Annotated in this window: 19 protein-coding genes and 2 other annotated features; of the genes, 14 read left to right on the top strand and 5 right to left on the bottom strand. The window is 46.0% G+C overall.

The window, feature by feature from the left end; all coding sequences use genetic code 11:
- Positions 1 to 38 precede the first annotated feature (38 nt).
- Positions 39 to 1,286 (top strand): RbtT/DalT/CsbX family MFS transporter, encoded by a 1,248-nt coding sequence (locus AR442_RS01525; RefSeq protein ID WP_025650370.1) that lies wholly within the window; start codon positions 39 to 41, stop codon positions 1,284 to 1,286.
- A 30-nt stretch (positions 1,287 to 1,316) separates the two neighbouring features.
- Here AR442_RS01525 and AR442_RS01520 read toward each other — a convergent pair whose 3' ends face one another.
- The gene (locus tag AR442_RS01520; protein ID WP_021494175.1) at positions 1,317 to 2,078 is read right to left on the bottom strand and encodes a hypothetical protein; all 762 of its coding nucleotides are present in this window, start codon (positions 2,076 to 2,078) and stop codon (positions 1,317 to 1,319) included.
- A 65-nt stretch (positions 2,079 to 2,143) separates the two neighbouring features.
- Positions 2,144 to 2,449, bottom strand: coding sequence for a DUF948 domain-containing protein (locus AR442_RS01515; protein WP_014418090.1), 306 nt, complete (start codon positions 2,447 to 2,449; stop codon positions 2,144 to 2,146).
- A 129-nt stretch (positions 2,450 to 2,578) separates the two neighbouring features.
- Between AR442_RS01515 and AR442_RS01510 the strand changes: the two genes are divergently transcribed.
- The 4 genes from AR442_RS01510 to proB all read left to right on the top strand — a co-directional run bounded on the left by AR442_RS01510 (position 2,579) and on the right by proB (position 6,128).
- Entirely contained in the window at positions 2,579 to 3,295 is a 717-nt protein-coding gene (locus AR442_RS01510) for a 3-ketoacyl-ACP reductase (protein WP_007407344.1), read from the top strand.
- A 287-nt stretch (positions 3,296 to 3,582) separates the two neighbouring features.
- Positions 3,583 to 3,951, top strand: coding sequence for a replication termination protein (gene rtp, locus AR442_RS01505; protein WP_003153833.1), 369 nt, complete (start codon positions 3,583 to 3,585; stop codon positions 3,949 to 3,951).
- Between the two features lie 185 nt (positions 3,952 to 4,136).
- Entirely contained in the window at positions 4,137 to 4,985 is an 849-nt protein-coding gene (gene proC, locus AR442_RS01500; RefSeq protein WP_014418088.1) for a pyrroline-5-carboxylate reductase, read from the top strand.
- Positions 4,986 to 5,009: 24 nt separating this feature from the next.
- Positions 5,010 to 6,128 carry a glutamate 5-kinase gene (gene proB / locus AR442_RS01495; RefSeq protein WP_029974622.1) on the top strand — a complete coding sequence of 373 codons (1,119 nt, stop codon included), beginning with the start codon at positions 5,010 to 5,012 and terminating at the stop codon, positions 6,126 to 6,128.
- Positions 6,129 to 6,188: 60 nt separating this feature from the next.
- Here proB and gltC read toward each other — a convergent pair whose 3' ends face one another.
- Positions 6,189 to 7,091 (bottom strand): glutamate biosynthesis transcriptional regulator GltC, encoded by a 903-nt coding sequence (gltC, locus tag AR442_RS01490; protein ID WP_014418086.1) that lies wholly within the window; start codon positions 7,089 to 7,091, stop codon positions 6,189 to 6,191.
- Between the two features lie 145 nt (positions 7,092 to 7,236).
- Between gltC and gltB the strand changes: the two genes are divergently transcribed.
- The 3 genes from gltB to AR442_RS01475 all read left to right on the top strand — a co-directional run bounded on the left by gltB (position 7,237) and on the right by AR442_RS01475 (position 14,123).
- Positions 7,237 to 11,796, top strand: coding sequence for a glutamate synthase large subunit (gene gltB, locus AR442_RS01485; protein WP_053285512.1), 4,560 nt, complete (start codon positions 7,237 to 7,239; stop codon positions 11,794 to 11,796).
- 16 nt (positions 11,797 to 11,812) lie between these two features.
- Positions 11,813 to 13,294, top strand: a complete 1,482-nt coding sequence (gene gltD, locus AR442_RS01480) for a glutamate synthase small subunit (RefSeq protein ID WP_003153838.1) — start codon at positions 11,813 to 11,815, stop codon at positions 13,292 to 13,294.
- A 118-nt stretch (positions 13,295 to 13,412) separates the two neighbouring features.
- Entirely contained in the window at positions 13,413 to 14,123 is a 711-nt protein-coding gene (locus AR442_RS01475) for a hypothetical protein (protein WP_053285513.1), read from the top strand.
- Positions 14,124 to 14,150: 27 nt separating this feature from the next.
- Here the strand turns inward: AR442_RS01475 and AR442_RS01470 are convergent, their stop codons facing one another.
- Positions 14,151 to 15,134 (bottom strand): zinc-binding dehydrogenase, encoded by a 984-nt coding sequence (locus tag AR442_RS01470; protein ID WP_053285514.1) that lies wholly within the window; start codon positions 15,132 to 15,134, stop codon positions 14,151 to 14,153.
- Positions 15,135 to 15,249: 115 nt separating this feature from the next.
- On the opposite strand from AR442_RS01470, the gene AR442_RS01465 reads away from it, so the two are divergent.
- The 4 genes from AR442_RS01465 to AR442_RS01450 all read left to right on the top strand — a co-directional run bounded on the left by AR442_RS01465 (position 15,250) and on the right by AR442_RS01450 (position 20,348).
- Positions 15,250 to 16,116: a LysR family transcriptional regulator gene (locus AR442_RS01465; RefSeq protein ID WP_053285515.1), complete on the top strand. Its 867-nt coding sequence runs from the start codon at positions 15,250 to 15,252 to the stop codon at positions 16,114 to 16,116.
- A gap of 107 nt (positions 16,117 to 16,223) precedes the next feature.
- Positions 16,224 to 16,448 (top strand) — a binding site (T-box leader).
- 34 nt (positions 16,449 to 16,482) lie between these two features.
- Positions 16,483 to 16,708: a binding site (T-box leader), on the top strand.
- A gap of 52 nt (positions 16,709 to 16,760) precedes the next feature.
- Positions 16,761 to 18,695 (top strand): threonine--tRNA ligase, encoded by a 1,935-nt coding sequence (gene thrS / locus AR442_RS01460; RefSeq protein ID WP_014418080.1) that lies wholly within the window; start codon positions 16,761 to 16,763, stop codon positions 18,693 to 18,695.
- Positions 18,696 to 18,726: 31 nt separating this feature from the next.
- Positions 18,727 to 19,029, top strand: a complete 303-nt coding sequence (locus AR442_RS01455; protein ID WP_007407355.1) for an ArsR/SmtB family transcription factor — start codon at positions 18,727 to 18,729, stop codon at positions 19,027 to 19,029.
- 143 nt (positions 19,030 to 19,172) lie between these two features.
- The gene (locus AR442_RS01450; protein ID WP_014418079.1) at positions 19,173 to 20,348 is read left to right on the top strand and encodes an MFS transporter; all 1,176 of its coding nucleotides are present in this window, start codon (positions 19,173 to 19,175) and stop codon (positions 20,346 to 20,348) included.
- Positions 20,349 to 20,394: 46 nt separating this feature from the next.
- Here AR442_RS01450 and ggt read toward each other — a convergent pair whose 3' ends face one another.
- Entirely contained in the window at positions 20,395 to 22,170 is a 1,776-nt protein-coding gene (gene ggt / locus AR442_RS01445; RefSeq protein WP_014418078.1) for a gamma-glutamyltransferase, read from the bottom strand.
- A gap of 243 nt (positions 22,171 to 22,413) precedes the next feature.
- Between ggt and AR442_RS01440 the strand changes: the two genes are divergently transcribed.
- Together AR442_RS01440 and AR442_RS01435 are read left to right on the top strand one after the other, a co-directional pair.
- Complete coding sequence (locus tag AR442_RS01440) at positions 22,414 to 22,644, top strand: excisionase family DNA-binding protein (protein WP_003153848.1); 231 nt, start codon at positions 22,414 to 22,416, stop codon at positions 22,642 to 22,644.
- Positions 22,645 to 22,960: 316 nt separating this feature from the next.
- On the top strand, positions 22,961 to 23,506 hold the full coding sequence (locus tag AR442_RS01435; protein WP_003153850.1) for a site-specific integrase: 546 nt from the start codon (positions 22,961 to 22,963) through the stop codon (positions 23,504 to 23,506).
- Positions 23,507 to 23,529: the final 23 nt, after the last annotated feature.

The raw sequence follows: 23,529 nt of genomic DNA, 5'->3' as shown, positions 1-23,529 counted from the left end.
GAGATGACAACATGAAAGATTGCTGAGGAGGAACAAAAATGCTTAATAAAATAGGAATTCCGAAACAGCTCGCCTGGGGATTTTTGGGGGTCGTGCTGTTTATGATGGGGGACGGCCTTGAACAAGGCTGGCTCAGCCCGTTTTTAGTTGAAAACGGCTTGACGGTACAGCAATCAGCATCCCTGTTTACGGTTTACGGTATTTCTCTCGCTGTGGCGTCTTGGTTTTCAGGGGTCTGCCTCGAAGCCTTCGGCGCAAAGCGGACGATGTTTATGGGGCTGTTGTTTTACGTGATCGGAACAGCCGCGTTTATCGCATACGGATTTGAAAATCTTAATTTGCCGGTGATGTATGTCACGTATTTTATTAAAGGGCTGGGTTATCCGCTGTTTGCCTATTCATTTTTGACATGGGTGATTTACCGGTCGCCGAAAAACAGGCTCAGTACGGCGGTCGGCTGGTTCTGGATTGCATATTGCTGCGGGATGTTTGTATTCGGTGCTTGGTATTCAAGCTGGGCCATCAAATCCTTCGGCTATTTGAATACACTGTGGAGTTCAATTTTCTGGGTCTGCCTCGGCGCGTTTTTTGCTTTGATTTTAAATAGGGACCGCTTTGAAAAGAAAAAGGCAGATAAGCGGGAAAAGGCGCAGGAATTAATGAAGGGAATCACCATCCTTGCTGTAAATCCGCGCGTGCTCTCTGGGGGGATCATTCGGATCATTAACAGCATCGGAACATACGGATTTCCGGTATTCCTCCCGATGCATATGGCGCAGCACGGCATTTCTACAAATGTATGGCTTCAAATTTGGGGAACGATCTTTCTCGGAAATATCGTCTTTAACTTAATCTTCGGCGCAGTCGGCGATGCCTTCGGCTGGAAAAAGACTGTCATGTGGTTCGGGGGAGTGGGCTGCGGCATTTTTACTCTTTTATTATATTATGCACCTGTTGTATCACATGGGAACTTGCTTTTCGTCAGCATTGTCGGTTTTATATGGGGAGGGCTCCTCGCCGGGTTCGTTCCGGTCGGGGCTATCGTGCCGACGGCGGCCGGCAGCGATAAAGGTGCTGCCATGTCTGTGTTAAATCTGGCTGCGGGACTGTCGGCATTTGTCGGCCCCGCGCTTGCCTGGGCGTTCATCGGACTTGTCGGCGCACAAGGCGTTGTATGGATTTTCGCAGCGCTCTATTTCGTAAGTGCAATCTTGACAAATCAAATCAAAATACCTGAAGAGAAAACGGCAAAACACAATAAAGCATTGCCTGAATACGCTTCTTAACAGCAGCGCCCCGAAAATTCGGGGCGTTTTTTACAGCTGCTGAAGAAACCCGGCAAAGCGCTGAATTTGTTCACGTAACGATTGTTTGTTTTCGTGAAATTGTTTGAAACGATGTCCGTTTGCTCCGGACGGATGCGGGAAGCCTTCCAGAATGACCGCATGACCCATTCTGCCGTTCTTCTTCAGCATGCGGCAGGCTGATTCTGCTGCTTTACCGAGAGGGATAAGCAGAATGTCCTTTTCTATCATTTCTATTTCATCCGGAAAACATCTCAGCGCGTAACGGCTGAGAAGAGCTGATCTGCTGATTGCCGGCCGATGTCCCGTATAGTTTTTCTGTTTATAAAAAACAGGGTGTTTGATAACGGACGTTGTATGAAGAAGCTCCCGTTTTGAATCAAATAACCGGGATGAATCCTCAACGTGAAGCGCGGCCGGCAGACCGCATTCATTAAGCATTTCGATGATGTTCTGTCTCATTGAACCGGAAAGTCCGGCCGCTTTTTTTGTTTCATACGCTATCGTTTCAAGAGTTTCGCCATCTTTTAAAAGCTGTGCCGCTTTTTTGTAAGCCAGCTGCATTTGAAAAAAACCGGGTGTGATTCCGGAAATGGCAACGACTGCATGAGGGTTAATATATTCATTATGAGGCGAATAATACAAATCCAGATCTCCGTCCTTGGCTAAATGGAAAGCCGGAGTCAGCAAATCCGATTTTGTAAATTCTCCCGAATATGATAGTGCTTTAAGCTGCTGCAAAAAACGCGCAAGCCGCTCACGATCGCAAATCATGTTATGCCTCCTTGAATCCGCCGGTTTCTCTTAGTGTCATCAAAAACGTCGGATGACATGCAGGCTCATACATCACTTTTACCGGCGTTCCAGAGCATTTTTAAGACGTGAGGCGTTCCTTTAACTTCGGCCGCCGTCGTTTGCACGGCTGTTTTTTTAGTGAGAAAATCTTCCTGCAGTTCTTTCTGCTTTTGCGATAACAGATCGGTTTCTGTTTTGATTTCATCAACGGCCGTCTGCATGGACGCTGTCGCGGCGTTAATCTTCTTTATATCAGGCGCTGTGTTTCTTTTAAAATGCACGGCGGATACGGCTGCATAAATTAATGCGGCAGCCGCAACGGCAGCACTGATATACAAAATGATGATCATCTTCTTTTCACTCCTTTTTTTCAGTTGATACCCTTTAGGGATCGTGTTGAATCATTTTATTTGCTAATTGTTTTTTTTCTGCTTATAATGTGAAATCGTACATAAGGACATTCAGAAAGGGTGAAAGACGTGGAAAGCTTACAAAACAAAACGGCTCTTATCACGGGTGCGGGCAGAGGAATCGGCCGCGCCGCCGCTATCGCTTTAGCCAAAGAAGGAGTCAATATCGGTTTAATCGGCCGCACAGAAGCAAATGTCGAAAAGGTTGCGGAAGAAGTGAAAGCCCTTGGTGTAAAGGCATCATTCGCTGCTGCCGATGTAAAAAACCAAAAAGAGGTTGAGCAAGCCGTCTCCTCTATTAAAGAAGAACTCGGTGAGATTGACATCTTGATTAACAATGCCGGAATCAGCAAATTCGGCGGATTTTTGGATCTTACGCCTGAAGAGTGGGAAGACATCATTCAAGTTAATGTAATGGGTGTATACCACGTGACACGCGCCGTTCTTCCTGAAATGATTGAGAGAAAATCAGGAGATATCATTAATATTTCTTCTACGGCGGGCCAAAGAGGCGCCGCGGCGACAAGTGCGTACAGCGCTTCTAAATTTGCCGTTCTCGGTCTGACTGAATCTCTCATGCAGGAAGTCAGAAAACACAATATCCGTGTCAGCGCAATGACGCCGAGCACGGTTGCCAGCGACATGTCTATTGAATTAAATCTGACAGACGGCAATCCGGAAAAAGTCATGCAGCCTGAGGATCTTGCAGAATATATGGTTGCTCAATTGAAATTACATCCGCGCATTTTCATCAAAACTGCCGGTTTGTGGTCAACTAATCCTTAAACAAAAGGGGACCTGTCTTCGTGACGGGTCTTTTTTTGTTTCCGCAACCCGAATAAATAGGCATAAAGATCCGTTTTTGCAGAAAAAAGAGTGAAAAAGAAACCGATATCAGTTATAATTAAACTAAATAAACTATGTACCAAATGTTCATTAAAATTATTTTTCCCCGCTCTCCAAAAAACAAATTAATACAAATCAAACTGTCCGAACGATAAAAAGGAAAAACGAGATATAAAGAGAATATTTAGTACATGGAATAATTTGTTAGAAGGAAGGGTGTGCACATATTGAAAGAAGAAAAAAGAAGTTCAACCGGTTTTTTAGTGAAACAAAGAGCTTTTTTAAAGCTTTACATGATTACAATGACAGAGCAGGAACGGCTTTACGGACTGAAGCTTCTCGAGGTGCTGCGTTCGGAATTTAAACCCATCGGTTTTAAGCCGAATCATACCGAGGTGTACCGTTCACTTCACGAACTTTTGGATGACGGGATTTTAAAGCAAGTGAAAGTGAAAAAAGAGGGAGCCAAACTCCAGGAAGTCGTTCTCTATCAATTTAAAGACTATGAAGCTGCGAAGCTTTACAAAAAACAGCTGAAGACAGAGCTTGACCGCTGCAAAAAGCTGATAGAAAAAGCCATTTCAGATAATTTTTAAATCCGGCCGGAACGCACCCGGCCTCCCGGGCTCAAAAGGTTTGTAAGGTTTGTTTTGTGATTCATTATACATAATAACAGGCTCGGAACAATACATATCAATAAAACCTTCAAACTTGACATCGACTCCTGAAGTGGTAACATAAAAAACGTGTGAAAAATACGAACAAAATACGAACAAGGGAGATGTTACCGATCTTAGATCAAAAGAAAGTTGCTTTTATCGGAGCAGGATCAATGGCTGAAGGAATGATATCAGGCATGGTCCGCGCAAAAAAAATTCCCAACCAAAACATCTGCGTGACAAACCGCCGCAATACAGAGCGACTCGCTGAATTGGAACATCAATACGGAATTCAAGGCATTGCTTTTGACAGCATGAAAACCGAAGACATTGATGTCTTTATTTTAGCCATGAAACCGAAGGATGCTGAAATCGCTCTTGCTACGCTGAAACGGCGTATTCAACCTCATCAAATCATCCTGTCTGTTCTGGCAGGCATAACAACCTCATTTATACAACAATCATTACATGACCGTCAGCCGGTTGTAAGAGTGATGCCGAACACATCCAGCATGATCGGCGAATCGGCAACAGCTGCGGCTTTCGGAGACCATGTCTCTTACGGTTCAGCAAAAACCGCGGTATCCCTTTTGGAATGCCTCGGGGAAGTATACGTGATCAAGGAAGATCAGATGGATATTTTCACCGGCATCGCAGGCAGCGGACCGGCGTACTTTTATTATTTAATGGAGTTTATTGAAAAAGCAGGTGAAGAAGCCGGCTTAGACAAACGGCTGTCCCGCAAAATCGGCGCGCAAACGTTATTGGGCGCAGCTAAAATGCTGATGGAAACGGGTGAAAAACCGGATGTGCTTCGGGAAAACATCACCTCTCCAAACGGCACGACGGAAGCCGGCCTCGATGCGCTCAGGTCAGAAGGCGGCGGAGAAGCCATTGCCAAAGCCATTAAACACGCGACCGAACGTTCTATTGAGATCAGCAAAACAATTGAAAAAACGGCAGCACTATAATCGTTAAAAAACAGGAGTGATACAGTGACGTCTCGGACGAAGATCAAAAGAGTCGCGGTGAAAATCGGCAGCAGCTCACTGACGAGCCTGCACGGGGAAATCAGCAGAAGAAAGCTGGAAGCATTGGTGGATCAAATCGCACAGCTGAAAGACAGCGGCTATGAAGTGATTTTAGTATCTTCCGGCGCAGTGGCGGCAGGTTATCGGAAGCTCGGATTTATTCAGAAACCGGAAAGCCTCCCTGAAAAACAGGCTTCTGCTTCCATCGGGCAGGGATTATTAATGGAGGCTTATTCAAAGCTGTTTTTAGCGCACGGTTATGTCGCATCACAAATATTAATTACAAGAAGCGATTTTTCCGATGAATGCCGCTACCATAATGTCCGCAATACGATGAACGTCCTTTTGGAACGGGGCATTATTCCGATTATTAATGAAAATGACACGGTCACAGTCAACCGGCTGAAATTCGGAGATAACGATACACTCGCAGCGAAGGTGGCAGGTTTAATTGATGCCGACATGCTTGTGATTTTATCAGACATTGACGGTTTATATGATGATAATCCGCGCAGCAACCCGAAGGCGAAAAGAATCAGACATGTAAGTGACATTACCCCGGAAATAGAAGCGAGCGCGGGAGATGCCGGGAGTGAGATGGGAACAGGCGGAATGCGTTCGAAACTGGATGCTTTTAAAATTGTGATGGCCTCCGGTATTAAAGGCTTTCTCGGGCAGGCTAACATTCCGGACATTCTGCTTCAAGCGGTAGATGAGGCTGCTGAAGGAACTTATTTTGAAGCGGAAGGAACCCTGCCGTTAAACCACAAAGAACAATGGCTTGCATTTAATTCCGGCCCCGAAGGTGAAATTGTGATGGAAAAAGAAAGCAGCCGCGATGTCGCGAACGGAAATATGGAGCTGTCACCGCAGGACATCGAGCAGATTAAGGGCAGATTCAGCAGCGGAGCGGTTGTCAGGCTGCTTGATCAGCAGGGAGAAGAGCTCGGACTCGGCATCGTCAACTATTCCTCAGCCCAGCTGAAGACATTTAAAGAAACGCCGCATAAACAGGGCGATCAATCAGTCATTGATCCGGAAGCATTTGTCTGCCACGTTGAACTATCCATTCCGATCGGCTGAGAAAGATCTATAAAAATATGAAAAAGCCCGAGGCTTCGTTTTGAAGCTCGGGTTTGTTTTTTATTGATATTGTTCAAGTTTGGAGAAAAATTGAATGACAAAATGATAGAAATCATTTGCAGACGGAGCCAGTTCCCTTCCTTTTGGTTTAATAATGCCTACGGTGCGCTTCACTTGAGGAAATTCAATCGGAATTTTGACCGTGAACCGGGGTGTGGTTTCTGCAAAGGTGCTTTCAGGTAATAAAGTCACTCCCATCCCCGCGGAGACTAATCCTTTAATGGCATCTAAATCCTCGCCCTCCGTCGATACAAGCGGCGCAAAGCCGGCCTGTCTGCAAGCGTCAATCGCCATGTTTCGGAGAATAAACCCTTCAGGAAATAAAACGAATTGGTCGCCGCGCAGATCAATTAAATGAATATTTTTCTGTTTGGCAAGCGGATGATGCAGCGGAACAAGCGCGTAAATCTTTTCCGTGAATAAGATATGGCCTGTTATGTCGGGGAATTCCGTCGGAACGGGGCCGAGCAGCGCCGCATCTATATCCCTGTTTCTTACGGCTTCAATTAAAAACTTATAAGACCCCTGGCGGAGCAAAAACTCAACGTTCGGGTATTCCTCTTTAAATGCCGAAATCACCGTCGGCAAAAGCTGGCTTGCAAGGCTCGTCGGAAATCCTATTTTGACGGTTCCGCGATTCGGATCAAGATATTCATCAATTTGTTCCTTCGCGTAATCAATTGCTTTCATCGCCGTTTTAACATGTTCTAAAAATTGCTTGCCGATCGGCGTTAATTTAATATTTCTGCCTTCCCGTTCAAATAAAGTGACTTTCAGCTCTTCTTCAAGATTTGCAATCTGCCTGCTGATGGCGGATTGTGCGACATGCAGATGATCAGCCGCTTCTGACACATGTTCCCGTTCTGCTACCTCCATAAAATACCGAAGCTGGCGTAATTCCATTGCGTTCACACCCATCTATCTCATTTTGAGATGTATTTGATCTAAATTATATATTGTTTATATTGTTTTGAAAACTTACAATTAATTTAAAGTTGTCAGATTTTATGACCGATAATTAACGGAAACTGATCGGGGGAGAGGAATTATGACTTACAATCAAATGCCGAAAGCACAAGGTCTCTACCGTCCGGAATTTGAGCACGATGCATGCGGAATCGGCTTGTATGCCCATTTAAAAGGGAAACCTTCACATGACATTGTCAAAAAAGGACTGAAGATGCTTTGCCAGCTGGATCACAGAGGAGGACAGGGCAGTGATCCGAATACGGGTGACGGCGCCGGCCTGATGGTTCAGATCCCTGATGCTTTTTTTAAGAAAGAGTGCGGAGAAATGAGACTGCCGGAAAAAGGCCGTTACGGGGTAGGAATGGTCTTTTTCTCGCAAAATGAAGAGGAAAGAAAAAAGATCGAAAAACAGGTGAATGCATTCATTGAGCAGGAAGGACAGATCGTTCTCGGCTGGAGAACCGTCCCTGTAAATGTCGGAAAAATCGGAACAGTGGCACAAAGTACTTGCCCGTATGTGCGTCAAGTATTCATCGGCGCCGCAAACGATTTGAAAGACAGCCTTGCTTTTGAACGCAAACTGTATGTCATCCGGAAGCAGGCGGAAAATTGGGGCGTTCAAGAACAGCTTGATTTTTACTTCGCAAGCTTGTCAAGCCAGACTATTGTTTATAAAGGGTTGTTAACGCCTGAGCAGGTTGACGCTTTTTATTTGGATTTGCAGGATGAAACCTTCGTATCTGCATTTTCACTCGTGCATTCAAGATTCAGCACAAATACCTTTCCTACTTGGGAACGTGCCCATCCGAACCGCTATCTGATTCATAACGGAGAAATCAATACGCTCCGGGGCAACATCAATTGGATGAGAGCGAGGGAGCAGCAGTTCGTTTCAGAAAGCTTCGGAGACGATCTTCACAAAGTGCTGCCGATTTTAAATGCTGAGGGCAGTGACTCATCCATTCTTGATAATGCGTTTGAATTTTTCGTGATGGCGGGGCGGAAACCGGCACATACGGCAATGATGCTGATTCCGGAACCATGGACAGAAAACACTCACATGTCTAAAGCGAAACGGGCTTTTTATGAATATCACAGCTCTTTAATGGAGCCGTGGGACGGGCCGACCGCCATTTCGTTTACGGACGGAAAACAAATCGGTGCCATCCTTGACCGTAACGGTCTGCGTCCGGCACGTTACTATGTGACAAAAGATGACCATATTATTTTCTCATCTGAGGTCGGCGTTATTGAAGTAGAGCAGGAGAACATTCTTCATAAAAAACGTCTGGAGCCCGGAAAAATGCTGCTCATTGACTTAGAGGAAGGCCGGATTATTTCAGATGAAGAAGTGAAAACAGAAATTGCCAATGAATTCCCTTATCAAAAATGGCTTGAAGAAGAATTGGTTCAAGTGAATCCTGACCCGGAAACCCGGGAAGAGGAACAATTCGATGATCTTCTCGTCCGTCAAAAAGCGTTTGGCTATACGTATGAAGATATTCAGAAGTATTTAATTCCTGTTATTAAAGAAGGCAAGGACCCGCTCGGCTCTATGGGAAATGATTCGCCGCTCGCCGTTTTATCCGATCGCGCCCAATCACTGTTTCATTACTTTAAACAGCTGTTTGCCCAAGTCACAAACCCGCCGATTGACGCGATCCGCGAGCAGCTTGTGACCTCCACGGTGACATGGCTCGGAGCTGAAGGCGATCTGCTGCATCCGAGTGAAAGAAATGCACGCCGCATAAAATTGTATACTCCTGTATTATCAAACGAACAGTTTTATGCGCTGAAAACACTTGTGCACCCTGACATTAAGAGCCAGAACATCCGCACGCTGTTTTCCGATGACCTGGAAAAAGGCCTGAAGGATTTGTTTCAGCAGGCGGAAAAAGCGATCAAGGAAGGTGTATCTCTGTTAATTTTATCTGACAGGGCAATGAGTAAAGAGTTGACGCCGATTCCGCCGCTTTTGGCCGTCAGTGCGCTGCATCAGCATTTGATCCGCCAAGGTCTGCGAACAAAAGCAAGCATTATCGTTGAATCCGGGGAAGCGCGTGAAGTTCATCACTTTGCGGCTCTCATCGGATATGGTGCCGATGCTGTCAATCCGTATTTGACTTACGCTACGTATAAGCAGGAAATCGATGAAGGCCGGCTTGATATTCCGTATGAAGAAGCTGTCAGCAAATACGGAAAGAGCGTAACAGAAGGCGTCGTGAAAGTAATGTCAAAAATGGGAATTTCAACTGTGCAAAGTTACAGGGGCGCCCAAATTTTTGAAGCGGTCGGCATCGGTGAAGACGTTATCGCCAAATACTTTACCGGTACTGCATCTCAGCTTGGCGGAATCGATATCGAAACGATTGCGCAAGAAGCGAAGAAGCGCCACCAAGCGGCGTACAAGGATGATTACAGCCAAACCCTTGATCCGGGAAGTGAATTCCAATGGCGGAACGGGGGAGAGCACCACGCTTTCAATCCGAAAACCATCCATACTCTGCAATGGGCGTGCCGCAAAAATGATTACGGCCTGTTTAAGCAGTATTCTCATGCAGCGGATGAAGAACGAATCGGATTTTTACGCAATCTGTTCGCCTTCAAAGAAGACCGCAAGCCTTTAAAATTAGAGGAAGTTGAATCAGCTGCGTCCATTGTGAAACGTTTTAAAACAGGAGCGATGTCATTCGGTTCATTAAGCAAGGAAGCCCATGAGGCTTTAGCGATAGCGATGAACAGGCTTGGCGGAAAAAGCAACAGCGGAGAAGGCGGCGAGGACCCGAAACGTTTCGTTCCGGATGAAAATGGTGACGACAGAAGAAGTGCGATTAAACAGATCGCTTCCGGCCGTTTCGGCGTAAAGAGCCATTATCTCGTCAATGCGGATGAATTGCAGATCAAAATGGCGCAAGGGGCGAAGCCGGGAGAAGGCGGTCAGCTTCCGGGCAACAAAGTATATCCTTGGGTCGCGGATGTCCGCGGTTCTACACCAGGTGTAGGGCTGATCTCACCGCCTCCTCACCATGATATTTATTCAATTGAAGATTTGGCGCAGCTGATTCACGATTTGAAAAATGCAAATCGAAGCGCGCGAATCAGCGTCAAGCTCGTGTCAAAAGCCGGTGTCGGAACGATTGCGGCCGGTGTGGCAAAAGGCACTGCGGATGTCATCGTCATCAGCGGCTACGATGGCGGAACGGGCGCGTCGCCGAAAACAAGTATTAAACATACGGGTCTTCCGTGGGAGCTTGGTCTTGCAGAGGCTCACCAAACGCTGATGCTGAACGGTTTACGGGATCGCGTGGTATTGGAAACGGACGGTAAGCTGATGACAGGCCGAGATGTCGTGATGGCCGCCTTGCTCGGTGCGGAGGAATTCGGCTTTGCTACAGCGCCGCTTGTCGTTCTCGGCTGTGTCATGATGCGCGCCTGCCATTTAGATACATGTCCTGTAGGTGTCGCGACGCAAAATCCGGAGCTCCGCAAGAAATTCATGGGCGATCCTGACCATATCGTAAATTACATGCTGTTTGTCGCAGAAGAAGTGCGTGAATATATGGCGCAATTAGGCTTTAAGACGCTTGATGAAATGATCGGACGGACAGACGTTCTTCATGTCAGTGAACGTGCGAAAGCGCATTGGAAAGCGGGCCAGCTTGATTTATCCACACTGCTGTACCAGCCTGAAGGCGTACGTACTTTCCGTACGGCGCAAAACCATAAAATCGACGAGTCGCTTGATATGACGGTTATTCTTCCGGCGGTGCAGGCTGCAATTGAAGCCGGTCAGGAAGCGGAAGCTGAAATCAAGATCAATAATACAAATCGCGTAGCCGGAACCGTGACGGGAAGTGAAATTTCTAAACGCTACGGAGCGGAAGGCCTGCCGGATGATACGATCAGACTTCATTTTACCGGATCAGCCGGACAGAGTTTCGGAGCATTTGTCCCTAAGGGGATGACGCTTCATTTGAACGGGGATTCAAATGACTACGTAGGCAAAGGGCTTTCAGGCGGAAAAATCATCGTGAAAGCGCCTGATGCCTTCAATTGTGAAACACACGATAACGTTATTATCGGGAACGTCGCATTTTACGGAGCAACAAGCGGGGAAGCGTACATTAACGGGCGCGCCGGTGAACGTTTTGCAGTCCGTAACAGCGGAGTCAATGTCGTTGTAGAAGGTATCGGAGACCACGGCTGTGAATACATGACAGGCGGCCGGGTTGTCGTCCTCGGGGAAGTCGGCAAAAACTTCGGGGCGGGAATGTCAGGCGGTATCGCATACGTCCTGAGTGATGATGCCAAAGCATTTAAACGCAAATGCAACATGGAAATGATTTCATTTGAGAAGCTGACGGATGAGGCTGAGATCAAAGAAGTGCAAGAAATGGTCAAACGGCACGCGGCGCTGACAAACAGCAAAAAAGCCGCAGATCTCCTGGACAATTGGGAAAAAGCCGCAGAAACCTTTATCAAAGTCATTCCGAAAAACTATAAACAAATGCTCCTCAGCATCGAAGAACAAAAAGCGGCGGGTTTATCAGAAGAAGACGCAATTATGTATGCTTTTGAAGCCAATACAAAGGTTCACCAAACGCCTGCCAAAGACCATAAACAAGCGGTAGTACAGTAAGAAAGGGGAGAGGAACATGGGGAAACCAACTGGATTCATGGAAGAAAAACGAGAAAAACCGGCTGAGCGGGACCCTCTCACTCGCTTAAAGGATTGGAAAGAGTATTCGGCTCCATTTTCAGATGAAGCGTCAAAGCGGCAGGGGGCGCGGTGTATGGATTGCGGCACACCGTTTTGCCAAATCGGCGCTGATATCAACGGTTTTACCTCCGGCTGCCCGATTTATAATCTGATACCGGAGTGGAATGACCTCGTCTATCGGGGGCGCTGGAAAGAAGCCTTGGAGCGTCTTCTGAAAACGAATAACTTTCCTGAATTCACAGGGCGGGTCTGTCCCGCTCCTTGTGAAGGATCTTGTACGCTGGCCATTTCAGATCCGGCTGTTTCAATTAAAAACATCGAGCGGACGATCATTGACAAAGGTTTTGAAAATGGATGGATACAGCCGAGAATTCCAGCGAAACGCACAGGTAAAAAAGTCGCTGTCGTCGGTTCAGGCCCGGCAGGTCTGGCAAGCGCTGATCAGCTGAACCAAGCCGGTCATTCCGTAACGGTCTATGAGCGTGCTGACAGAGCCGGCGGCCTGCTGATGTACGGCATTCCGAGCATGAAGCTTGAGAAAAATGTCGTCGAACGCCGTATAAAGCTTTTGACGCAGGAAGGTATAGATTTTGTAACAAATACCGAAATCGGCGTTGACATAACGGCAGATGAACTGAAAGAACAATTTGATGCCGTCATTTTGTGCACAGGCGCCCAAAAGCAGCGCAATCTGCTGATTGAAGGCCGGGAAGCAAAAGGCGTCCATTATGCGATGGACTATTTAACACTGGCGACGAAAAGCTATTTAGATTCCAACTTCAAAGACAAACAATTTATAGACGCTAAAGGGAAAGACGTCATCGTAATCGGCGGAGGAGACACAGGAGCTGATTGCGTGGCAACCGCGCTGCGTCAAAAAGCGCGCAGCGTGCATCAGTTCGGGAAACATCCTAAACTTCCTCAAACGCGCACGAACGACAATATGTGGCCTGAACAGCCGCACGTCTTTACCCTTGAATACGCCTATGAAGAAGCGCAGGCAAAGTTCGGCAAAGACCCGAGAGAATATTCAATTCAGACGACAAAAATGGTGGCCGATAAGCAGGGCCGCTTACAAGAGATTCACACCATTCAAATGGAAAAAGTCAGAAACGAATTCGGAAAGTATGAATTTCATGAACTGCCCGGTACAGAAAAAGTATGGCCTGCTCAGCTGGTGTTCATCGCCATCGGTTTTGAAGGGACAGAACAGCCATTATTGAAACAGTTCGGTGTCGATTCGGCAAATCATAAAATTCAGGCGGCATATGGGGATTATAAAACGAATGTTGACGGTGTTTTCGCCGCAGGGGATGCGAGAAGGGGCCAAAGCCTGATTGTATGGGCGATTAATGAAGGCCGGGAAGCAGCGCGCGAAGTCGACAGTTATTTAATGGGGAGCACTGTTTTACCGTAAATAAAGGGGTTTATTTATAAAACCGGCTGGGATCAGCCGGTTTTTCGTATTGAAATGAAACCTCCTTCTTCCTGTATTGGTCATATAAGGGTAACGTGATGGGAATGGAGGATCACAAATGGAATTTTGTTTTACAGAGTGGAGAGATTATTTTCGTAGAAATCAATCAGCAGTCAAGGAACTGAACTGTAAATATGATCAGCTTTCTGAAACTGAGCGCCGCGTTATTTGTTCTTCAGTTCAGCAGTTTCAAATCGGCGAAAGTTCAGAAGGTCTGTTTTTGATAGCTGCTGCAAAACGTTTCTTAAAGGATTGTGCTGACAAAAGTTATCTGGAAGCGCTGATTTTATTTATTCAGGAAGAACAAAGGCATGCGGGTGAATTGGAAATATTCATGAACCGGCACAATATCCCAAAGCTGAAAAAGCATTGGGTTGATCAAATCTTCCGCAGACTGAGACGATTTGCAAGCCTTGAGCAGTCGATCACGGTGCTGCTGACGGCGGAAATCATCGCCGCCGTTTATTATGACGCCTTAAAAAACGTGACGGGCTCTGTGTGTCTGCGATCAATTTGCGGGCAGATTTTAATTGATGAAGAAAAACATATTGAATTTCAAGCGGAAGCACTGCACAAGTTCGGCCGGCGCCGCTTAAAGATCACCAATACGTGTGCTGTGTTTTCCCGCTTTATTTTATTGACGGGCACTTTACCCGTCGTGTGGCTCTATCATCGAAAAGTTTTAAAAGCCGGGGGTAAACACTTTTTTGTTTATTTGAAAGAAGCCTATCAAGAGTATGTCAGAGCGGAAAAACTCATAAACAAATAAGGAAACGGACGGGTCCGCTCCTCTTTTTTAGACATCTATACGAAAGCCGATATTGCCGAACTGCCGTCCTTCCCGCATTCTGTTAAAAGCGGCAGCTGCTTCACTGAGAGGGTACATGCGGTCGATAATGGGACGGATGCCGCAGCGGTTTATCAATTCCAGAATATCCGCGAATTCCTCATTGCTTCCCATTGATGTACCGAGAATATGAATCTGCGGAAAAAACAGCGAACGAATAGGAAATCCGAGCTGATCGCCTGAACTGGCGCCAAATGTTACGATCCGGCCATTCGGTTTCATAATGTCAAGATAGTGTTGAAACAAGGCGGGGCCTACACCGTCAAGTATGATATCTGCTTTTTCGCCATTCAGCGCCTCATTCCAGTCACCGTAGCTGTCAATCGCCCGGTCTGCACCGTATGACAGTGCGGTTTGTTTTTTGTTTTCGCTGCGGGAAGTGACGCTGACTGTCGCTCCGATAGCTTTTGCCATTAATAAGGCATATGTTGCCACGCCGCTTCCGATGCCCGGAAGGATAAGGTGTTCGCCTTTTTTTAATTGTCCTTTTGTAAATAAGGCGCGATAAGCGGTTAATGCTGATAACGGCAGCACGCCCGCTTCCTCCCAAGTCAGGTGTTCCGGTTTTAAAACGGCATTTTCCGCAGGAACAATGACATAAGGTGAAAATGTTCCGTCGCTCGGACCTCCTAAAATATCAGGGACGGCTGGTACGTCCTCAACAGTCTTCCAATTCAGCACCGGGTTGATGATGACTTCTGCATGCAGTAAATGAGACCGGACGCCATGTCCTATTTCGGTTACGATTCCCGCGCCGTCTGAACCGAGAGTAAATTCATGGTTTCCGGTTTCGTGTTTTTTCATTAAAAACAAATCACGATGGTTTAATCCGGCTGTTTTCAGCTTTATTTTTACTTCGCCGTTCCCCGGCCGTTTGTCAGGTGCCTGCCTGAAATCAAAGCCATTTTCGTGTATGATAAGAGCATTCGTCATTCTTCTCTCCTTTATGATTGATGAGAAAGATTTTACAGGCTGTATCAGCTGCAGTAAACAAATGAAAATTGATAGCCGGCTATCAATAAAAATCATAGCAAGAAGGTGCCCTTACATGGAAAGCGGAGACTTAAAGATTTTTCAGGCTGTCGCCCGCAAAGGAAGTATTTCAAAGGCGGCAGAAAGCCTGCATTATGTTCAATCAAATGTGACAAACCGGATTCAGCAGCTGGAACGGCAATTGCAAACACAGCTTTTTTACCGCACAAATCGGGGGATGACGCTGACGCCCGCAGGTGAAAACTTATTAAAAGACGCAGACAGAATCCTTCAATTGCTGCATGAGGCGCAAAAAACGGCGCAAGAGGCAGGCGATCCGAACGGCCCGCTTCGAATCGGTTCTCTTGAAACGGCGGCAGCCGTCCATCTCCCTCAATTTTTCACGGAGTATTGCAGCCGTTACGCGAAAGTACAGCTGTCTCTGTCAACCGGTGATACACATACCTTAGTGCAGCGCGTCTTACACTATGAGCTGGACGGCGCTTTTGTTTATGGACCGGTCGAATACGAAGATCTTGAGCAAGTCGCTGTATTTCAAGAAGAATTGGTCTTGGTCTCAAATAAGCGGGAAGGCAGTTTGCAAGACTTGTTGCGAGATCCGATTCTTTATTTTGCCGCGGGCTGTTCGCACCGCCGCAAAATAAAAAACATACTGAAAGAAGAGGCAGTGCCCGCACATAAAATCATTGAATTCGGTACGTTGGAAGCCATTATTGGGGCGGTGCAGGCGGGGATGGGGGTTTCCTTTCTGCCTGCATCAGCCGTCCGTTATTTTCAAAACAGGAAAAATCTTTTTCTTCATGAGCTCCCTGAACATTTTCGGGATATGAATATATCATTCATCTACCGGAGTGATTTATTTTTGACATCGGCGTTTGAAGAACTGCTGAATGGATTAAAAGCATTACCGAACGGAAGATGAGAAAACAGGACAGCTGTGTACGCCAATTTTTTTCGTTCTAGTTTTTCTTAAAAAAACTTTCTTTTTCGGAAAATTTATGTATAATAAAAGAAAGTTTTTCGGATAAAGTATCTGCAATGATAAGGACATGAGACATTTTAACCGGCCATACAGAGAGGGAGGGCGCGGCTGAGACCTTCCCGGCACGAAGAATGAGCTTACCGCCTTTTGAGCTGTATCGGTGAACGAAAGCAGCCGATACCGTATAGCCGCGTTACGGCAAAAATGAGCCGTCACTTAAAGTGGCGGGAATTTGGGTGGAACCGCGGGTCTGACACACACTCGTCCCTTTCTTTGGGATGAGTGTGTTTTTATGTTTATATAAGAAAAATGGCAATGATAAAGGACATGAGACATTTTAACCGGCCATACAGAGAGGGGAGGCGCGGCTGAGACCTTCCCGGCACGAAGAATGAGCTTACCGCCTTTTGAGCTGTATCGGTGAACGAAAGCAGCCGATACCGTATAGCCGCGTTACGGCAAAAATGAGCCGTCACTTAAAGTGGCGGGAATTTGGGTGGAACCGCGGGTCTGACACACACTCGTCCCTTTCTTTGGGATGAGTGTGTTTTTTATTTTATTAAAAATAAAGGAGAGATCAGACCGTGAAGAAGCCACACATTGTGATTACTTTTCCTGATGGAAAACAAAAAAAATACCGGAAAGGCGTTACGTTAGAAGAGATCGCTCAATCAATCAGTCCGAGTCTGAAAAAGGCGTCTGCCGCCGGAAAGGTAAACGGATCGTTATATGACCTTAGAAGAAGCATTCATAAGGATGCGGCGATTGAACTGTGCAGTTTTCAGTCTGAAGCAGGACTGGAAGTGATGAGACACACAGCAGCACACGTATTGGCGCAAGCGGTAAAACGTCTGTATCCGAAGGTTTGTTTAGGGATCGGACCCGTTATTGACAATGGCTTTTATTATGACTTTGATATGGATGAAACGATTACTGAAAAAGACCTGGCCGTCATTGAAAAAGAGATGAACCGAATCATTTCGGAAAATCCGGAAATTATCAGAGAAGAAATCCCCAGAGAAGAGGCAGAGCAGCTGTTTGCTCATGAACCGCTGAAGCTTGAGCTCTTAGCGGGTATTCCGCAGACTGATACAATCAGTATATACCGCCAGAGCGAATTCATTGATTTATGCCGGGGTCCGCACTTGGCGTCTGCCGGACAGATAAAAGCTTTTTCGCTCACTCATGTATCAGGGGCTTATTGGCGCGGCGACAGCAACCAAAAAATGCTCCAGCGCATCTATGGGAAAGCATTTTCCTCAGAAAAGGAGCTGAACAGACATTTTCAGCTGTTGAAAGAGGCGGAGATGAGAAATCATCGGAAATTGGGAGCGGAGTTACAACTTTTTATGTTTTCGGAAGAGGCGCCGGGTATGCCTTTTTATCTGCCGAACGGTCAGTTTATCCGAAACACGCTTGAATCATTTCTGCGTTCAAAGCAGGATGCCTATCATTATCAGGAAGTGCGTACCCCTATGATGATGAACCAGCGTCTTTGGGAGCAATCCGGCCACTGGGATCATTATAAAGAGAATATGTATTTCTCAGAAGCCGATCATCAGCGCTTCGCGTTAAAGCCGATGAACTGCCCCGGCCACATGCTCATATTTAAAGAAAAGCTTCGTTCTTATCGTGATCTTCCGATTCGGATGGCTGAGTTCGGTCAGGTGCACCGTCACGAATTCAGCGGGGCGCTTAATGGCCTGCTCCGCGTCAGATCTTTTTGCCAGGATGACGCACACATTTTTGTAACGCAGGATCAGATCGAGAGTGAAATCGCTTCGGCGCTGCAGCTGATTCACGAGGTGTACACCGCATTTGGTTTTTCCTATGATATTGAGCTGTCAACAAGACCGGAAGATTACATGGGAAGCGAACGCTTGTGGGACAGGGCTGAGAGCGCATTAGAAAAAGTATTAAAAGAACAGGGATATCGTTTTCGGTTTAATCGGGGAGATGGCGCATTTTACGGACCGAAAATTGATATTCATATAAAAGATGCGCTGAACCGGAGCCATCAATGCGCCACTGTCCAACTGGATTTTCAAATGCCGGAGAAATTTGATTTAACATATATTGATGAAAAAAACCAAAAAGTCCGTCCTGTTGTCATCCACCGGGCGGTATTCGGATCTCTCGACAGATTTCTCGGAATCATTACAGAACATTTCGGGGGAGCGTTCCCTTTATGGCTTGCACCGGTACAGGCAAAAATCATCCCAGTATCAAACACCGCACACCGGGACTGCGCAGAACAGGTGCACTTGCAAATGAAGAAAGCGGGTATCCGGGCTGAGCTCGATCAGCGCGATGAAAAACTCGGCTATAAAATCAGAGAAGCACAAATGAAAAAAATACCGTATATTGCTGTTGTGGGAGATCAAGAGTGCCGCCATCAATCTGTACATGTACGGCAATACGGGCGGGAAGACACATTTGAAGAGAATGTGAGTGATTTTATGTCCCGGATCATAAGAGAGGCAAAACAAAAAATAGAGATTGAAGAAAAACTACATTGACATATCGTAAAATCACGATATAATAAAGCGTATGAAACCTATTGATGTTTTTAAAGCGTTGTCTAATGAGTCACGGCTTGAGATTTTACAATGGCTGAAAGAGCCGGACCGTCACTTCGCCCCGCATGATGGCATTGATATGAATGAGATCGGAGTATGTGTCAGCCAGATCACCGATAAGCTTCAGATGACACAGTCAACGGCGTCTCAATATCTTTCCATTCTTCAGCGGGCGGGCCTTATCCAAACAAAACGGATTGGCAAATACACCTATTATAAAAGAGATGAAGAAGCGATAAAGGCGATGGCCGATTATTTTCAGCGCGAAATGTAGGGCTGAATCCTTTAGAAGAGGGATTCAGTTTCTTTTTCCGGATACACATCGACATATTGCGATTTGTTTCTGTTTGTTCAACCTTTTATATCGATATATCACAATATATCTTTATATAAATCATCAATGAAGGAGTGTGTCAGGTGCAAAATACCTGGAAGATTTACATTTTGGCAATTATCAGTTTTTTAGTGGGGACGTCTGAATATGTGATATCCGGGATGCTTGATAAAATTGCAGGTTCCTTGGGAGTTACTGTGGCAGCGGCAGGGCAGCTGATTACGATTTTTTCACTTGTTTATGCAATCGGAACGCCTGTCATGATGGCCCTTACAGCAAAACTGGACAGAAGGAAGCTCATGATCTATGCTCTTGGATTGTTTGTAATCGGAAATATCATTTCTTTCCTTGTGCAGGGATTCGGCTTATTTGCGGGAGCGCGGGTGATCATGGCGCTTGGAGCAGGAACTGTGGTGGTCACCGCGCTTACGATCGCAGCAAAAATCGCTCCCCCGGGAAAACAGGCAAGTTCTCTCGCAACCGTCATTATGGGGTTTACGGCGGCGCTCATTATCGGTGTTCCGATCGGAAGAACCGTGTCTGAAGCTTTCGGCTGGAAGGTGGTTTTCGCCGGAATTGCGGCAATCGGAATCATTGCCATGCTTATTATACGTTTCGCGCTGCCTGAGATAAAAGGAGATAAACCGGTGCCGCTCATTCAGCAATTTTCTCTTTTGAAGAAACGAAAGGTGGCTGTCGGGCTGGCCATTACGTTTTTTTGGCTCGGAGGCTATTCGGTTGCGTATACGTACCTTTCTCCGTATTTACTGAACGTCACTCATATCGGCAGCGGAATACTGAGTACATTGCTGCTTATTTTCGGTGTTGCAAGTCTTGCCGGTTCTAAAGCAGGCGGTTTCAGCGCAGACAAATGGGGGGCGCGTATGACATTAATCGGCGGAATGGCGCTTCATGCTATCATGCTCATGTTATTGCCGTTTGTCACACATTCTGCTTTCGGAGCGGCGGCAGTGCTTATATTTTGGTCCTTCGCAGCCTGGTCATCTGGGCCTGCTCAGCAGTATCATTTGGCAACGATGGAGCCTGAATCATCGGGTGTATTACTTGGCCTCAACCAGTCTGTGATGCAGCTGGCTATGGCAGCCGGGGCGGGCATCGGGGGCATTGTTGTCACTCATCTGTCTCTTGCGTCAGTGACATGGATCGGATCAGCGGGTGTTGTCATCGCGATGTGCGGTGTGCTTTCGCTTGCATCATTAACGTCTGAAAAAACCTCATCTGAATACAGTGCAGAATAAACAAAAGCCTCATTTCTCAGCTTGAGAAACGAGGCTTTTTGTCTTGTTATTTTTTATAATTTTTCAAGTTTACGCCGATTGCGGCTCCGTTTCGGCTTGAGTCGGCGACTCCGGTGAAGGTGCCGTTTTCACGGTCGATCAGGATGCTTTGCACATTACCGATATCAACCGGGCTGCTGCCGAATTTATGCCCCATTTCGTTCAGTTTTGTGCGGGCTTCTTCCGGCACTCCTTTTTCATATCGATAGGATGTCATGCTGTTTGTGTAAATTCTCGGCTCTTCGACTGCCGCTTTCAGATCCATGCCGTACTCAACTTTGTTCAGGATCGTTTGCAGGACGGAAGAAATAATCGTTGCTCCGCCGGGGGAGCCGACAGTCAGGACAGGTTCGTTATTTTTGAATAAAATAGTCGGAGTCATGCTGCTGAGCGGACGTTTATTCGGCTGCACTTCATTTGCGCCGCCAGGCACCGCATCGAAGTCTGTTAACTCATTATTCAGCACAACGCCGTATCCGGGAACCATAATGCCGGAACCGAACAGCTGTTCAATTGTTGTCGTATAAGATACGACATTGCCGAAGCGGTCGGTTACCGTGAAGTGAGTCGTTTGACCTTCTTGTTTGTCAGTCGGCTGCTCCACTTGTTTATAGTTTGCAGAACCTTCCTGATAGGCCCAAGGATCGCCGGCTTTCGGTTTTTTATTGACTTTATCAATATCTATCAGCTGTCTGCGGGCATTGATATAATCTGGATTCAAGAGACCTTTGAGAGGGACGTTGACGAATTCTGGGTCCCCGGCAAATGCGGCGCGGTCAGCATAAGCCAAATGCATCGTTTCTGCGAGAAGCTGATATTTTTGCCAAGAACGGATATCATATTGAGAAAGCTTAAAATCATCCAGGAGGTTCAGCATTTGCAACAGGAAAACACCGCCCGAGCTTGGAGGAGGAGCAGTTGCGATATGATAGCCCTGGTAATCTCCCCAGATCGGTTCGTCAATCGTCACATTGAAGTTTTTAATGTCTTTTTCTGTCATTGAGCCGCCGAATTCCTGCACTGTTTCTGCAAGCTTTTTGGAGAATGCACCGTCATAGAATGCTTTTGTGCCTTTGTACTTAATAGCTGTAAATGTTTTGGCTAAGTCTTTTTGGATGAGTGTGTCTCCTTCTTTCAGAGGTTCTCCGTCCGGAAGAAACACGTCTTTTGCAGCAGTGTGTGATAATTTGTCTTTATAATCTGAGATGGCATCAGCTAAAACCGAATCGATCGGAAAGCCTTTTGAGGCAAGTTTAATGGAAGGGGTGATGAGTTGTTTCATGGAGCGTGTGCCCCATTTGTCTAGCGCTTTTTCAAGTCCTTTTAATGTTCCCGGAACACCGACTGCAGTCCCTTTCGTAACGCGTTCGGAGAAAGGAATGGCTTTGCCGTTTTCGTCAAGGAACATATCCGGTGTTGCGCCTGCCGGTGCGCGTTCCCTGCTGTCGATAATGGTGGTGTCTTTCGTCTTCGCATCATAAACCATCATAAATCCGCCGCCGCCGATTCCAGACATCATAGGTTCAGTTACGTTTAATGCGAATTGAATGGCAACCGCGGCGTCAATTGCATTGCCGCCTTTTTTCAGCACGTCGGCACCGATTTGTGAAGCGAGAGGATGGGCGGTGGCAACCATGCCGTCTTTGCCGACATCTACCTGTTTGTAGTCGTCATAGGAAAACGGGTGTTTCTTAGCCTGAGCGTGATAAGGGATGCTTCCGGCCGCGAGCAAAGTACTGAGCAGAACGATAAAACAGAGATTCATAAACTTTTTCTTTTTCATAGTCTGCCTCCTTTGTTTTCCGCTTACAATTATAGAGTAAGTAAAATGTGCTGTTTTCACAAGTGACAAACGGAATAGTCCGGTGTGCAAAAAGTTGGGGTTTCTGTGTGAATGTAATCAGTCGCAAATAGGCTAAATGGGAAACCGGACTGAAAAAGCTGTGAAACAAGCATAAAGACAAAAAATAAGCTACAATAAACAAAACAGAATTCACTCACATGACATATGAAAGGAACGTGAGCCATGTATTTAACGATCAAAGAGACAGCTGAGTTTACCAGTCTTCCTGAAGAATATGTGCACAATCTTGTTTTGACGAATAAAATAAGAGCCGTCCATGACGGACAGCAATATTTAATCAACAAGGAACAATTTCAAACACATCTCGAGCAGCTGGAAAAATATAAGGAAATGATTCAAGAGTTTTTAAATGAGCCGCTTCCTGAGGACATTGATGTAAAAGATGAAGATTAGGACACAATTTCATATTGTGTCTTTTTTTTGCATTTTTTTCGGTTGCTCACAAAAAAACGGATGCTCAGATTTCATTTTAAGGCCGTCGTTTTCATTTTTTAATACCTTAAGTATCTATTTGTTTAAAAGCTTGTCAACGGGCTGAAAATGATGTTTTTGAGGAATTCGTTGAAACTGCTTATCTGATTCACCTTATGTAACACTATGTATATTATGTTACATAAGACTCTTTACCCTTTATCATTCAACGGGTTTCGGCTATAATAGTAACATAATGCTCAATATGTTACTTTACCAATTATAAGGGGTTTTTTTGATGCATATCGTACAGCCGATCCGAAGTTTGGAGAAGATCCAGGAAGTCAAACAGTATTTAATGAAAAAAAGTGATCGTGATTATTTTTTATTTATTTTCGGCATGAACAGCGCACTGCGGATTTCAGATGTTCTGCCGCTTCGCGTGAGGGATGTAAGGAACAAAGACCATGTGTGGGCAACCGAAAGCAAAACGAGAAAGAAAAGAAAAATTCTGATACTGGAGTCTTTAAAGGCCGACATATACGCTTATACAAAAGACATGAAAGAGGATGACTATTTGTTTAAATCAAAACGGACGAATAAGCCCATATCCCGGATTCAGGCATACAGAATATTAAAGGAAGCGGCTGCCGCTTGCGGGTTGGAGGAAATCGGAACGCACACGCTTAGAAAGACGTTCGGGTATCATTTTTATCAGAGGACAAAAGACATTGCTGAACTGCAGAGGATTTTGAATCATTCTTCTCCGTCTATTACAATGCGTTATATCGGAATAGATGAAGATACAACGAGAGCCGCCTATAAGGTGTTCGGAGGGCTGTAGACTTGAAAAAAACGGCCGCCAGC

The organism is Bacillus velezensis (genome assembly GCF_001461825.1).
Classification (GTDB): Bacteria; Bacillota; Bacilli; order Bacillales; family Bacillaceae; genus Bacillus; species Bacillus velezensis.
Note: the sequence above shows the minus strand (reverse complement) of the source record. Positions and strands in the feature narration are given on the sequence as shown.